This is a genomic window from Algoriphagus machipongonensis, from assembly GCF_000166275.1.
Taxonomy (GTDB): domain Bacteria; phylum Bacteroidota; class Bacteroidia; order Cytophagales; family Cyclobacteriaceae; genus Algoriphagus; species Algoriphagus machipongonensis.
In genome coordinates this window covers 1,008,110-1,022,208 of record NZ_CM001023.1, presented here as the reverse complement: position 1 = coordinate 1,022,208, position 14,099 = coordinate 1,008,110, and the positions used below count along the sequence as shown (strand labels likewise).

The following is a 14,099-nucleotide window of genomic DNA, read 5'->3' as shown; positions in this document are numbered from 1 at the left end:
TTTGCATTACCATCTTAAAACTTGTATCCAAGAACATTGCATTTGATTTTTATTCCAAATTCTAGAGTTCTTGGTTCTTGATTCTTAGTTCTTGGTTCTTTGCTCTTGATTCTTGGTTCTTGATTCTAATTATTCATTCTGATCCACTTCCAAAGCGTTTTATAAGAAGGCTTGGTTCCATGCATCAATATCCCAATTCGGTATATTTTCCCAGCCATCCAGGTTGTAAATAAAAACCCAGCAATTAATAATGACATGGAAAGTGCAAGCTCTGTCCAAGGCACTCCATAACTGACTCTACCCATCATTGCGATTGGAGAGGTCAATGGCACCACGGAAAGCCAGAATGAAGCTGAACTGTTAGGGTCATTTAGGACAAAGACAAATAAGCCCATGTATGCCGCTATGAGCGGAATTGTTACTGGAAACATAAATTGCTGGGCTTCTGAAGGAGCTTCCACTGCAGATCCTATTGCAGCAAACAATGCTCCATAGAGTAAATACCCTCCCAAGAAATAGAAAAGGAAGCACAGAACTAAGCCCACGAAATCTATCCCTGAAATCACCTGCATGATCTCTGCAAAATCACTTGTTGGAGGTATACTTCCTGCCAGTTCAGGATTTGCTAATTCCATTGCTGTTTGCTGAGGCATCTGCATTCCCAGATAGCCCATTACCACTGTAGATAGCGTCCCTATTAATGCCACCCAGATTAGAAACTGTGTTAACCCAACTGCTCCAATACCAACAATTTTACCAAGCATCAATTGAAAAGGTTTTAATGAAGAAACCAGAATTTCTACAATTCGGCTGGATTTTTCTTCAATCACCCCTTGCATGATTTGATTGCCGTAAACAAAAATAAAGATATAGATCAAGATGCCTGTCAAGAAGCCTAAAGCATAGTTTACCGTGGCATCATTGACAGTTTCTTCCCCTTCATCACCAAGAGTAATAGAGCGAATTCCCACTTTTGTTCTGACTTCATTGATTATTTTAGGGTCAATACCACTTTCATACAACCGTTGCTCCTCTATCTTCTTTTTTAGGTTATTTTCGAGGTAGTTAATCAAATTCATACTGGGATTTTCCTCCCCATAGAAAACAATCCCTTTCGGGTCTTTAAGGTCAAATTCAGGAATGAGCAAAAACCCATACCGGTCTCCATCCATTACTTTCTGTTTGGCTTCATTCACATTGGAGTCGGAAAATGAAAAAGCATATTGCTCGGAACTTTCTAGAAAAAACATTTTGTTTTTGTCCACCACTTCGATAATGCGAAGCCCTTGACTGGTATCATCCTCCAAGGCAATCCAAACAAAGACTCCCATGATCGCCGGAAAGATCAATGGCGTCAATAAGGTGGCCAGCAAAAAAGATTTCTTCTTCACACGAGCGAGATATTCCCGCTTTATCACAAGCCAGATTTTATCCATTTTCTGTTGCTTTTACCTGATGAATAAAAATTTCCTCCATACTGGGTGTCATTTCCTGAAACACCCGAACTTGTCCATATTGCATTAATTCAGATAAAAGTTCATTGGGAGATTTCCCACTGAGCGGCAAGGTAAAGTGATGGACACCATCCTCTTCTTTAGCGGTCCATTCCTGGGGTATTAATTTTTTAGGATCCGAAAGTGAAATGCTATAAACCTCAGGTCTAAAGCTTTTCTTCACTTCTTTTATCGTGCCGTCTAGAATCTTCTTAGAACGGTTAATCATCGCTACTTGATCACAAAGCAACTCCACAGACTCCATTCGGTGGGTACTGAGGATGACAGTAGTCCCTTTTGTCTTCAGTTCTAGAATTTCGTTTTTGATCAACTCCGCATTTACCGGATCAAAACCTGAAAAAGGCTCATCTAAAATAAGTAAAGGTGGCTCATGAATAATGGTGGAAATAAACTGTACTTTCTGAGCCATTCCTTTGGAGAGATCTTCTATCTTCTTTTCCTTCCAGGAAGCAATATCCATTTTCTCAAGCCAGAATTTTATTTTGTCTTTGGCATCTTGCTGGGACAAACCTTTTAATCTGGCAAAATACAATAGCTGATCCCAGACTTTCATTTTCTTGTAAAGTCCTCTTTCTTCTGGGAGATAACCTATTTTAGAAATATGAGATGGATTTAAAGGAACATCCTCGATTAAAATCTCTCCTGAATCTCCCTCGATAATTTGGTTAATGATTCGTATCAAGGTGGTTTTTCCGGCACCATTGGGACCTAACAAACCAAAAATGACGCCTTTCGGAACAAACAGATTTACATCTGTAAGCGCTTTATTCGAACCGTAAGTTTTATTGAGGTTATTTATTTGAAGCATAAAGGCAAAAAACTATTCTATTCAATCGTTAAAGATCCTACACCCACGTCAACGATCAATTCGAGCAATCGTGGATCAGATTCTTTATAGCCTTTGGTAATATAAGTATGCTCATCGATAGATTTCAAATATTTGGGAAGAGTGGTTCGACACATGGCAGTAGTTTTCACTCTAATCTTTACGGGGTTGGATTCATCCGGCAAGAGTAAATTGAGTGTTCCAGCTCCCACGGCAGCAATTACTTGGCACTTGGAAGGCATGGCTTCGGAAAAATTAAGATCCAATGAACCATAGTTAACCTCAAAGATCATTTTTCTAGCATTCGAAAAATTGATATCATTTAGTTTTACTGATCCCATATTCAGAGTTACCAAAAGGGTGTCCATTTGGACTTGATTGGGGTCTCTTGTGCCATAATGAATTAACACGTCTGCGCTGGCACTTTTCACTTTCATCTTACTGATGGGGAGTTGTGCCAAATCAAACTCGGCTTTCCCCATCCCTAGGGTAAAATCCAAGTTGTACAGAAAATTGGAAGCTAAGCCAAGATCCCAGGTATGATCAAAATCATCTTTGCTACCCGAAAATAACTTGGAAGTAATGCTTTTACCTAGGTTATCTGCTTCTACGTTTTTGTGCACCAAAGAAGCCTCAAGAAGATTATTTTTAATTTCTTGAGAAAAAACCGGAAGAATATTCGTTTTCTGGAGGTGACCATGGATATAGAGAGGCTCCATGGACTTGATCCTTTTAAGATGAGTGGTGCTTTTATAAGTAGAGAATCCGAGATTTACCATCTCAAACCCCTTTGTATCAGTGACTTTAAACTCTTTTACAAGCTGTGCCTTGTTCACACCTACCCATCCAAAAACTCCGAGAAACAGTAGACACAATTTTTTAAGCATACGGATAAGTTACGGGGAGGCTTTCAAAAGGTTTTTAAAAATATAAAAAAAGCCAGAAATGATTCTGGCTAATTGATTTTTTAAAAGAACTCCTTCATCTTATCGAAAAAGGTTTTATCCGATTTCCCTGGGTCAGGCCTGAAATTTTCTGAATCTTTCAGACTTTCCAAAGATTGTTTTTCTTCCTTACTCAAATGTGTTGGTGTCCACACGTTCACCATGATCAGTTGATCACCGCGGCTGTAGCCATTGATATCTTTGATCCCTTTTCCTTTCAATCGAAGCATTTTACCACTTTGGGTTCCAGCATCAATTTTAATTTTTACTTTTCCCTCGATCGTAGGAACTTCTACAGAAGCACCCAAAGCTGCATCGATGAATGAAACGTAAAGATCATAAATGACATTATTGCCATCTCTTTGTAAAATTTGATCTTCTACCTCCTCGATGACGATCAAAAGGTCTCCGGCTATTCCTCCTGGAATTTCATTTCCTTTTCCGGACATACTCAACTGCATGCCTTCAGCTACTCCTCCAGGAATGTTGATAGAGATCACCTCCTCTTTTACGATCAAACCTCTGGAATCTGCATCTGCTGGCTTTTTGTCAACTATTTGACCACTACCACCACAAACTCCACAGGTACTTGCTGAAACCATCTGACCAAGCATCGTATTGACTACCTTTTTGATCTGACCGCTTCCTTGACAAGTAGAACATGATTTAAATGTCACCCCTTGAGCAACGACATGTCTTTTAACCTTTATTTTTTTCTCAACTCCATTTGCAATTTCTGCAAGGTTGAGTTTAAGCTTGACGCGAAGGTTTGTTCCTTTTTTGGTTCGGCGACCTCCGCCACCAGCTCCTCCACTGAAGAAAGAACCAAATCCTCCTCCACCGAAAATATCACCAAATTGAGAGAAGATATCATCCATATTCATACCTCCACCTCCGTAGCCACCGTTTCCAGAAACGCCCTGATGACCAAATTGATCATAGCGCTGACGCTTTTCCTGGTTACTTAGGACTTCGTAGGCTTCCGCAGCTTCCTTGAATTTATCCTCTGCCTCAGGATTGTCAGGATTTTTATCTGGGTGATACTTTATTGCCAGTTTACGGTATGCTTTTTTGATCTCCTCCGGAGAGGCCGACTTAGACACACCTAATACTTCGTAATAATCTCTTTTTGCCATAATTTAATTAAGCTCCCGTTACCACTTTCGCAAAGCGTACTACTTTGTCTCCTAGTGTATAACCTTTTTCTACTACATCGATTACCTTTCCCTTCATTTCCTCATTTGGAGCAGGAATTTGAGAAATTGCCTCTTGAGTATCTGCATCAAAAGGCTTTCCTACTAAATCATCCATCACTTTAAGTCCTTTATTCTCAAGGATTTTAAGCAATTTATGAAAGATCAATTGGTTACCTTCTCTGATCTTAGAAGCATCTTCTTCCGTTTCATTCACTTTAAAAGCACGCTCAAAATCATCTACCACAGGAATAAGTTCTCTTAAAACTTCCTCAGAAGCGTTGGTGATTAAATCCAACCTCTCTTTTGAAGTTCTTTTTCTGAAGTTTTCAAAATCAGAATACAACCTCAAATACTTATTCTTCAACTCAGCATTTTCAGCTTCAAGTTTATCTACTGCCGAAACATTTTCTTCATTCGATTCAGCTTTCGCTTCTTCGTTTTCCTGTGCTTCTTGTGTTTCTTTTACTAGCTGCTCCTCTGCTTGATCTAGTTCCTTATCCACTTGTTCTTTATTTTTCATAAATATTTTGCAATAGTTGGCTCCAGCATTTTAACAATATTGTTGCCATCCTTTCTAAACTGACAATCTGACACTTTAAGACTGGTGAATTGCCTGCCAAATCAGATCTTTCAACTTATCTAGGTTAAATTGACTGACAGAAGAAATGAAAACGTAAGGGACGCCTTCCGGTAAATCTGACTTCATTTCACCCATGAGCTCCTCGTCCAGCATATCTGATTTTGAGACAGCCAGTATTCTTTGCTTATCCAAAAGTTCAGGATTATACTTTTCCAATTCACCTAACAATATCTGGTATTGCTCCTGGATACTTGGAGCATCTACAGGCACCATAAATAATAGGATAGAATTCCTTTCTATATGCCTCAAAAATCTAATCCCAAGTCCTTTCCCTTCCGATGCTCCTTCAATGATTCCTGGGATATCCGCCATCACGAATGATTTATCATCTCGATAACCAACCACACCCAAATTTGGAACGAGCGTAGTAAAAGGGTAATCTCCTATCTCAGGCTTGGCTGCTGAAATAGAAGAAAGCAAAGTACTCTTTCCTGCATTTGGAAAACCTACTAATCCTACGTCGGCAAGTAATTTTAATTCAAGAATAATCCATTCCTCAATCCCTTCTTCTCCGGGTTGGGAGTAATGTGGGGCTTGATTGGTGGAAGTTTTGAAATGATCATTTCCAAGACCTCCTCTACCTCCTTTGGTCAGGATAACTTCTTGACCGTCTTCTGTGATTTCACATCTCTTTTCACCGGTTTCTGCATCTTTGGCCACTGTACCCAAAGGAACATCTAAAATAATATCCTTCCCATCTGCTCCTTTCCTTCGACCACCTTCTCCACCTTTTCCTGATTCAGCAATGACATGTTTTTTATATTTTAAATGAAGAAGTGTCCAGTGCTGTGCATTTCCTCTTAATATAATATGACCACCGCGTCCACCGTCACCTCCATCTGGGCCTCCTTTAGGAACATGCTTTTCCCTGCGGAAATGCAAAGAACCTGCACCTCCTGCTCCGGATCGTGAACAAAATTTTACGTAATCAATGAAATTAGAATCAGCCATTTCTAGAAAGAAAAAAGGCTAAGCTGGAAGCCTAGCCAAATTGTGAATTGCAAAATTAGGAAATTATAGGCAATCAGTAGCTATCAATTACCGAAGTGATCTGATTAAAAATCTCATCGATCTCACCTACTCCATTGATTTTTTGAAACTTACCTTGCTGCTCATAGTATCCAGCCACTGGTAAAGTCTCATTCATATAAACCTGAATTCGAGTATTAATTTTCTCATCGTCCTGATCATCGGCTCTATTCGAAGTCTTTCCTCTTTCCTTGATACGTTCTCTCAAAACATCCTGTGGGACATCCAAGGCGATCATACCAGAAATAACCAGATCATGGTGCGACAACATCTTATCCAAAGCCTCAGCTTGAGCGGTGGTCCTAGGAAACCCATCAAAAATGAACCCTTTAGAATCTTTCGTTTCGCTGATTTTCTCCTCCACCATCTTAATCACCACTTCATCTGGCACAAGATGACCTTCGTTCATGTATTTCTTTGCAAGCAGCCCCAACTCAGTGCCTTCTCCCAAATGTTTCCTGAACAAATCCCCTGTTGATAAATGGGTCAATCCATATTTCTGAATTAATTTTTCACTTTGGGTGCCTTTGCCCGCACCCGGAGGGCCAAATAATACGATGTTATACATTCCTGATTTCATTAATTAAGGAGTATCATGCTGATAGATCTCCGGCAGATTTCTACCCAAACTATCATAATCAAGGCCGTAGCCGACGACAAATTTATTGGGAATTTCAAAACACACATAATCAATTGCATAATTAAACTGAAAAGCCTCAGGTTTATAGAGAAGGGTAACGATAGAAATATTTGCTGGATTATAGTCAGAAATCTGCTCTAGCATGTGATTCATGCTGATTCCGGTATCAACTATATCTTCCACAATTAGAATATTTTTACCTGTTAAATTTTCTCCCAACCCAATCAAAGTTTTTACTTTTCCAGTGCTTTCTGTCCCTTGATAAGAGCTAATCTTAACAAATGAGCATTCTAAAGGGAGGTCAATTGCACGGCAAAGATCTGCCATAAAAATAAATGAACCATTTAATACACCTATTAATAGAAGGTCTTCACCTTTATACTTCTGAGATATTTCAGCCCCAATTTGAGAAATTCTCTCCTGAATTTGTTTTCGATTGATAAAGGGTTTGAAATTTTTATCCTTTAACTGAACAGACATTTTCCGAATTTTAAAGATTTGCGAGTAGGTAATTATATAAACTTATCATCGAATCAATGTCCGATAATGACACTTTTTCATCTGGAGAGTGAACGTTACCTTCTGCAGCACCTATAAAACACCAATCAATTGCATAGGGTGAAAATTGGATTTCACGTCCATCACTCCCCCCTGACTCTTCTACTTCTAATTGAAAAGGAATTTCACTCTCCTTAGCCAAATCTAAAACTCTATTTAAAAAGCTCCTTCTAGGAATCAATCTATCTCTAATTGAAATTACAACCCCTTCATGGTGCTTCACCCCATCTGTAATCCAAGTAATATCAGAAACCAAAGCCTTGGTTATGGGTGCTGTTTCTTGGATAAATCTCAAAAGGAAAGGCATGCTCCCTCCTCCATGCTCCTCATAGGTGGAAAAAACTATCCAACCATTTTCAATTGTTTCACATTGCTTTAAGGCATTATATACTCCAATTCTATTATCCAGGTAGGCTGCTTGGATAAAATCTTCATCTATTCTAACGTTCTGCTCAAAGGAAAAATAGGTCCCAGTATCTACTCCTCGAGGAAAATCATGATAAATACCCTCTTCATCCCCTTGGACCTGACATCTTATTTCTCCTAGACTATCTTCTCCGATAATTTTAGTCCCTGGAATAACCTCAGGACCACCCACGGGGATCAACTGATTATAATACCTTGACATAAAGCCAATTGTGTCTATATGGGCAAATACTGCAATGTCAGGATTTCCAAATTTTAGTAGGATACAGTCATGAAATTTTTCCCCGGAATAAATTTTTGGTAAAACTTTCCAACTATTCTTTCGTTTTTCAACATAATCGTTAATAAATTTAGCTGTATTTGCTTCATCACCGGAGACTCCAGTTAATGCTAGCAAATCATTTAATATTTTCATTTTGGCATTAATTGTGTAGTAAATCTTGTAATAAACACTAAAATTGTTAGGAAATATTTCTTTTACCGAATTGCGAATTAAATAATTCAGCTAGATTTGCAGTAAGTTAAAAGTTTCTAAATTTGTAATCACATCAATCAAACACTTAAAATTTGAACAAAAATTTTTTGTTATGAAAAAACTAATACTCTCAACACTAATGGCTGGTGCCTTGGCAATCAGCGCAAATGCCCAGAAGGAATTTGATAAATTCTCTTTGGAAATCAACGGAGGTGTCAACAAACCAATGGCCCCTTTAACTCCTGGTTACCTTTCACCAACTGCTAACTTTGGTCATATTGATTTCGGTGCACGTTACATGTTCAACGAAAAGTTCGGTATGAAGCTCGATTATGGATTTGGTTCCATGAGTGAAGTAGATGGCGAATCTCCTACATTCGACACAAAATATTACAGACTGAACCTTCAGGGTGTAATGAATGCTGGACGAGTTTTAAACTTTGAATCTTTCACTAGATCAGTTGGACTTTTAGTTCACGGTGGTGCAGGTATTGGAAACGTTAATCCAGAAGAAAATCTTTATAGTGACTTTACTGATGATGTTTATAATTTCATCGTTGGTTTCACTCCACAATTAAAACTTGGTAAGAGCATAGCTTTAGTAGGTGATATCTCTGCTATCATTAACGGTCGTCAGACTGTAACTTGGGATGGTGCTACTGCACTTAGACCAGATCTTGGTAACGGATATTACGGAGCGAATAGTGTATGGTGGACTGGTACTTTAGGACTTCAGTTCTACTTAGGTTCTGCTGAAGAGCACGCTGACTGGTATATTGCTGCTGACAAGTATGCTACTAAAGAAGAGTTAGCTTCTCAGATCAATGGTATCAAAGATATGTTGAAAGATTCTGACGGTGACGGTGTACCTGATTACTTAGATAAAGAGCCAAACACTCCAGCTGGAGCAAGAGTTAACTCTCAAGGTACTACTATGGACTCCGACGGTGACGGTACTCCTGATCACATGGACGAATGCCCATTCCTTCCTGGCCCAGCATCTACTAATGGATGTCCAGTTGAGGAAGTTGTAGAACAAGTTGACTTCTTACAGAAAGCAATCAATGACGGTTACATCAACGTATACTATGCATTTGATAGCGATAAGCCACTAGGTTACTCTACAAGTGCTGCAAATTATGTAGCTAACTTCATGAAGAAGAACCCAGGTGTAAATGTAGAAGTTAAAGGTTATGCGGATGAATTAGGTCCAGAAGATTATAACATGAAACTTTCTGAAAGAAGAGCGAAAGCTGTTTATGATCTATTGATCGCTTCAGGTGTAGACGGATCAAGACTTTCTTACAAAGGTTACGGAGAAGATACTAGTGTAGATAAGTCTTCTGCTGACGCAAGACAAATGGCAAGAAGAGCAAGTTTCGAAGTAAAATAAGCTCCACTTAATATCAATATTTAAAGCCCGGTTATTCCGGGCTTTTTTTTTGCTCCCAATTCATGAAAATTTGGAACGATTTTTTCTACTTTTGCGGCCACACCCAAAATTCAAATTTTCATGAAAAAAACTCTGCTGGCTTTAGCTTTCTTTAGCCTGGGTATCACCACATACGCCCAATCAGATTTCAACAAATGGTCCTTAGAAGCTGGATATGGCTTCAACAAATCAATGGGTCCTTTGACGCAAGGTTATTACAGTCCCACGCTAAATTTAGGTCATGGGGAACTGGGCCTTCGTTATATGCTAAATAGTAAGTATGGAGTGAAAGGAAAATTTGGTTTTGGCTCATTTTCAGAAGTCAAAGACAAAAGCCCTGAATTTAATTCCAACTATATCAACGTAAGTTTCGAGGGAGTTGTCAATCTGGCAAGGGTTTTAAATTTTGAATCATTCTCCAATAAATTAGGTCTATTAGGCTATTTTGGACCTGGATTTGGATATTTGAAACAAGACACACGCCCTATTGGAGACTTTGACCCAGATTATGTTTATTCCATTAATACAGGAGTTTCCTTACTATATAAATTGTCGGATAGAATATCATTGACAGGTAACACTTCACTAATAGTCAATGGTAGACAGCGCTACACCTTTGACGGTAATGACTTTATATCTCCTGGAAGGCCTGATGCTCCTGAGATTCCATACGTTCACGCGACAGGCACATGGTGGTCTGGAACAATAGGCTTAAATGTTTATCTAGGAAAAGCTGATGAGCATGCCGATTGGTTTATTGAAGAAGATAAATATGTAACCAAAGATGAACTTGCCATGCAAATCAATGGGATTAAAGATATGTTGAAAGACAGTGATGGAGACGGAATTCCTGATTACTTAGATAAAGAGGCAAATACTCCTGTGGGAGCAAGAGTTAATACTTCTGGTCAAACTCTTGATTCAGATGGTGATGGGACCCCAGATCATTTAGATGAATGTCCTTTCGTACCTGGTCCAGCATCATCAAAGGGTTGTCCAATAAAAGAAACTGTTCAGCAGGTTGATTACTTCAAGGAAGCCATCAATGAGGGCTATGTCAATGTTTATTATGCTTTTGATAGCTCTAAGCCTCTGGCTTATTCCGCTAGCGCAGCTGATTATGTTGCCAACTTCCTGAAAAAGAACCCGGGAGTATCAGTTGAAATAAAAGGATACGCAGATGAGCTAGGGTCAGAAGATTATAATATCCAACTTTCAGAAAAAAGAGCCAAAGCGGTTTATGACCTTCTAATTGCTACAGGAATTGATGCCTCGAGATTAAGTTTTAAAGGTTATGGAGAAGATACTAGTGTAGACAAATCTTCTGCAGATGCTAGGCAGATGGCTAGAAGAGTAAGTTTTGAAGTAAAGTGAGATAAATTTCAATAAGTATAAAACCCGGCTTCAAAAGAGCCGGGTTTTATTTTATCTTCGTACCATGTTTATTCTTTCGCAAAATACTTCTGTCGCCAACCAGTTCCTTTTGGAACTGAGAGATAAAGAGCTACAAAAGGATCGTATGCGCTTCAGGAAAAATCTGGAAAGACTAGGAGAAGTCTTGGCCTATGAGATTTCAAAAGACATGGACTTTACTCAAGTGGAGGTAGAAAGCCCTTTAGAAAAAACAAAAGAGTATTCACTAATTAGCCAGCCTGTCATTATTTCTGTGCTAAGAGCGTCTCTACCATTCTATCAAGGCTTCTTAAATTTCTTTGATAAAGCGGAAAGCGGATTTATTGGAGCTTTCAGAGAGGAAGACAGCAATGAAAATGAGGTCAGCATTAAGTTAGGATATCACGCTAGTCCTTCTTTAGAAGGTAAGGAAATAATCATAGCTGACCCTATGCTGGCTACAGGAAAGTCCATTATTAAAACTATTGAAACGCTCCTAACTCACGGAAAGCCAAAAAAAATACATATAGCTGCTGCATTTGCAGCACCTGAGGGAATAGCCCATATTCAAAATAACCTTAAAGAAATCCCTTATTCTTTATGGCTAGGAACCTTAGACGAGAAGCTCAACAAGCTTTTCTATATTGTCCCAGGTCTTGGAGATGCAGGAGATTTAGCATTCGGCCCGAAACTTTAATAAATATGATGGAATATGTTCTATTGGGCTTAGGCCTTATCATTTTGCTTTATGGCGGAAAAATCCTTGTTGATGGAGCTTCTGCCATCGCTGTAAAGTTAGGAATGAGCGCCGGCCTTATAGGTTTAACTATTGTTGCATTTGGTACTTCAGCCCCTGAATTACTAGTCAGTGTTAATGCTGCTTTGAAAGGGAATAGTGATATTTCAGTAGGAAATGTTATTGGTTCCAACATCGCCAATATTGGTATGGTGCTAGGAATTAGCGGGTTATTTTACCCTATCCTTATAAGGAAAAGCACACTACGTTTCGATTACTTTATCACTGTTTTAGTAACACTTCTATTTTATGCTGTCAGCTATAATGGGATGATCGAGCTATGGGAAGGAATTTTATTGTTTTCCCTATTTATAGGCTTTAACCTTTACCTTTTTAAATACACAGACCAAGGATTAGCCGAAGGATCTGAGGGAGAAGAAGAAGTAGAACAAGTCAAAGGTTATAGCTGGTTGGTTGCCATCTCTTTGTTTCTAGGAGGAATTGTAGGACTTTATATTGGATCTGAATTATTAGTTAATAATGCGGTAAAAATCTCCAGAGAATTCGGGGTTTCTGAAAGAGTAATCGGCATTACCATCATTGCAATCGGAACAAGCCTTCCTGAGTTAATCACTTCTATCATGGCCGCACTTTCTAAAAAAACCGATATGGCGATAGGAAACATTTTAGGAAGTAATATCATGAATGTTTTATCCATCTTAGGAATCACAGCCATCATCAAACCGATTGGGGTATCTGATGAATTCCTTCAGTCAGATTTCCTTTGGATGATAGGATTTACTTTGATTTTATTTCCATTGATAAGAACTAAAATGAGGATCAGCTTCATCGAAGGCTTGATTTTACTTATTGGTTATTGCACCTATCTCTTCTTCTTACTATGAGTGAATCTCTCATTAAATTTCTGGGAATTTACTTTTTAAGCCTTTTCAAATTTATTGCTGGACCCGTGCTAGGTTCAGCTGCTGGCTATGGAGTCCTAGGTTCTATTTTTGTAACCGTTGCAGGGATGATGACCAGTGTTTTGCTCTTTACCCTAGTCGGAAACAAATTTAAAGAGTACCTAAAACTACGCTTCAGTAAAGACAAACCGATCTTCTCCAAAAAAAACCGGAGACTAGTAAGCTTGTGGAAAAAGTATGGCGAAATTGGAATTGCTATCATCACCCCCTTGGTATTAACTCCAATCGGTGGCACCTTGATCATGGTTTCATTTGGAGCAAAAAAAAGGCATATCTATTTAAATATGCTCTTTAGTGCACTATTCTGGGCGTCTATTTTTAGCCTAAGTATTGATCAGATTTTAGAAATCCCTCTATTCCAAAATCTACTCCGGTAATTCCTCATCAGGCAATATTTCTATATCCTGAATAAGCACCTTTTTAGAAATATTTTGACCTGTTAAAGTGGCAGCCAATCCACCCATAGCAGTTTCTTTATATCTGCTTTCCATGGAAGCTCCAATCTCTCCCATCGCGTCTACGCACTCATCAACAGGGATTACTGAGTCAACATCAGCTATGGCGATTTGGGAAGAGCTAAATGCTATCGAAGCAGCACTGGCATTTCTTACCACACAGGGAACTTCAACAAGTCCGGCAACTGGATCACAGACTAGGCCTAGCATACACTGGATCGTGATGGCCACAGCATTAAACACCTGATCAGTACTTCCTCCTAGGCAATATACCATCGCCCCTGCGGCCATCGCTGCGGCAGAACCTGTTTCAGCCTGACAGCCTCCTACAGCACCTGCTAAACTCGCTTTCTCCTCAATAATGAGCGCAATACCAGCCCCTACCAGTAAGCCATCCACTATTTCATGATCCTCAAATCCATGAATTTCCTGTAAAGTCACCAAAGTACCTGGTAGAATCCCAGATGCCCCTGCTGTTGGAGCAGCAACTACTCTCCCCATACATGAATTCACTTCTTTAGCTGCCAAAGCTCTGGCGATTAATTTTTGGAATTCTGGGGAAAGAACTGATAGTGGATGATTAAATACTTTTTTAGCCCCGTTATTTATCATTCCCGATCTGGATGTCATTTCTTCGGTTAGCCCAGTCTTCACAGCATCCTTCATCACCTGATAGGCATTCAACAAACCGGCCTTGATCGTCTCTGATTCGGCATTTTTCTGCTCTACTTCATACTCTATTACGGATTCTGGCAGTGAAACCTGCTTTTCTTCGCAATAGCTTTTCCACCCCTTAAATGACTCAAATAAATAACACATAGACCAACAGTTTTAATGAGGTTTTAGATCTAGA

The 14,099-nt window shown here is 39.1% G+C and carries 15 protein-coding genes; 5 read left to right on the top strand and 10 right to left on the bottom strand.

The window, feature by feature from the left end; translation table 11 throughout:
- Positions 1-125: 125 nt before the first annotated feature.
- The 9 genes from ALPR1_RS04410 to ALPR1_RS04370 all read right to left on the bottom strand — a co-directional run bounded on the left by ALPR1_RS04410 (position 126) and on the right by ALPR1_RS04370 (position 8,188).
- Entirely contained in the window at positions 126-1,436 is a 1,311-nt protein-coding gene (locus tag ALPR1_RS04410) for an ABC transporter permease (RefSeq protein WP_008198731.1), read from the bottom strand.
- Positions 1,429-2,322, bottom strand: a complete 894-nt coding sequence (locus ALPR1_RS04405) for an ABC transporter ATP-binding protein (protein WP_008198730.1) — start codon at positions 2,320-2,322, stop codon at positions 1,429-1,431. The genes ALPR1_RS04410 and ALPR1_RS04405 overlap by 8 nt, the downstream gene beginning before the upstream one ends.
- Before the next feature lie 17 nt (positions 2,323-2,339).
- On the bottom strand, positions 2,340-3,227 hold the full coding sequence (locus ALPR1_RS04400; protein ID WP_040302557.1) for a hypothetical protein: 888 nt from the start codon (positions 3,225-3,227) through the stop codon (positions 2,340-2,342).
- Positions 3,228-3,307: 80 nt separating this feature from the next.
- Positions 3,308-4,420 carry a molecular chaperone DnaJ gene (gene dnaJ, locus ALPR1_RS04395; RefSeq protein WP_008198728.1) on the bottom strand — a complete coding sequence of 371 codons (1,113 nt, stop codon included), beginning with the start codon at positions 4,418-4,420 and terminating at the stop codon, positions 3,308-3,310.
- Positions 4,421-4,427: 7 nt separating this feature from the next.
- A complete protein-coding gene (locus ALPR1_RS04390) occupies positions 4,428-5,000 on the bottom strand; it encodes a nucleotide exchange factor GrpE (protein WP_008198726.1) in 573 nt (190 codons plus the stop codon).
- Positions 5,001-5,075: 75 nt separating this feature from the next.
- A complete protein-coding gene (gene obgE, locus ALPR1_RS04385; RefSeq protein WP_008198723.1) occupies positions 5,076-6,071 on the bottom strand; it encodes a GTPase ObgE in 996 nt (331 codons plus the stop codon).
- A gap of 73 nt (positions 6,072-6,144) precedes the next feature.
- Positions 6,145-6,717 (bottom strand): adenylate kinase, encoded by a 573-nt coding sequence (locus ALPR1_RS04380; protein WP_040303220.1) that lies wholly within the window; start codon positions 6,715-6,717, stop codon positions 6,145-6,147.
- Positions 6,718-6,732: 15 nt separating this feature from the next.
- Positions 6,733-7,269 (bottom strand): hypoxanthine phosphoribosyltransferase, encoded by a 537-nt coding sequence (gene hpt, locus ALPR1_RS04375; RefSeq protein ID WP_008198720.1) that lies wholly within the window; start codon positions 7,267-7,269, stop codon positions 6,733-6,735.
- A 10-nt stretch (positions 7,270-7,279) separates the two neighbouring features.
- Complete coding sequence (locus ALPR1_RS04370) at positions 7,280-8,188, bottom strand: zinc-binding metallopeptidase family protein (RefSeq protein WP_008198719.1); 909 nt, start codon at positions 8,186-8,188, stop codon at positions 7,280-7,282.
- 172 nt (positions 8,189-8,360) lie between these two features.
- Here ALPR1_RS04370 and ALPR1_RS04365 point away from each other — a divergent pair, with 172 nt between their 5' ends.
- The 5 genes from ALPR1_RS04365 (at position 8,361) to ALPR1_RS04345 (ending at position 13,168) form a co-directional block, all read left to right on the top strand.
- A complete protein-coding gene (locus ALPR1_RS04365; RefSeq protein ID WP_008198718.1) occupies positions 8,361-9,641 on the top strand; it encodes an OmpA family protein in 1,281 nt (426 codons plus the stop codon).
- A gap of 120 nt (positions 9,642-9,761) precedes the next feature.
- Entirely contained in the window at positions 9,762-11,054 is a 1,293-nt protein-coding gene (locus tag ALPR1_RS04360; RefSeq protein WP_008198715.1) for an OmpA family protein, read from the top strand.
- A 64-nt stretch (positions 11,055-11,118) separates the two neighbouring features.
- Positions 11,119-11,769: a uracil phosphoribosyltransferase gene (upp, locus tag ALPR1_RS04355; RefSeq protein ID WP_008198713.1), complete on the top strand. Its 651-nt coding sequence runs from the start codon at positions 11,119-11,121 to the stop codon at positions 11,767-11,769.
- Between the two features lie 5 nt (positions 11,770-11,774).
- A complete protein-coding gene (locus tag ALPR1_RS04350) occupies positions 11,775-12,713 on the top strand; it encodes a calcium/sodium antiporter (RefSeq protein ID WP_008198711.1) in 939 nt (312 codons plus the stop codon).
- A complete protein-coding gene (locus ALPR1_RS04345; protein WP_008198709.1) occupies positions 12,710-13,168 on the top strand; it encodes a hypothetical protein in 459 nt (152 codons plus the stop codon). Before ALPR1_RS04350 ends, ALPR1_RS04345 begins: the two co-directional genes overlap by 4 nt.
- On the opposite strand, the gene sdaAA is transcribed toward ALPR1_RS04345, so the two are convergent.
- The gene (gene sdaAA, locus ALPR1_RS04340; protein WP_008198706.1) at positions 13,157-14,065 is read right to left on the bottom strand and encodes an L-serine ammonia-lyase, iron-sulfur-dependent, subunit alpha; all 909 of its coding nucleotides are present in this window, start codon (positions 14,063-14,065) and stop codon (positions 13,157-13,159) included. The two genes, ALPR1_RS04345 and sdaAA, sit on opposite strands and share 12 nt — an antisense overlap.
- Positions 14,066-14,099 lie beyond the last annotated feature (34 nt).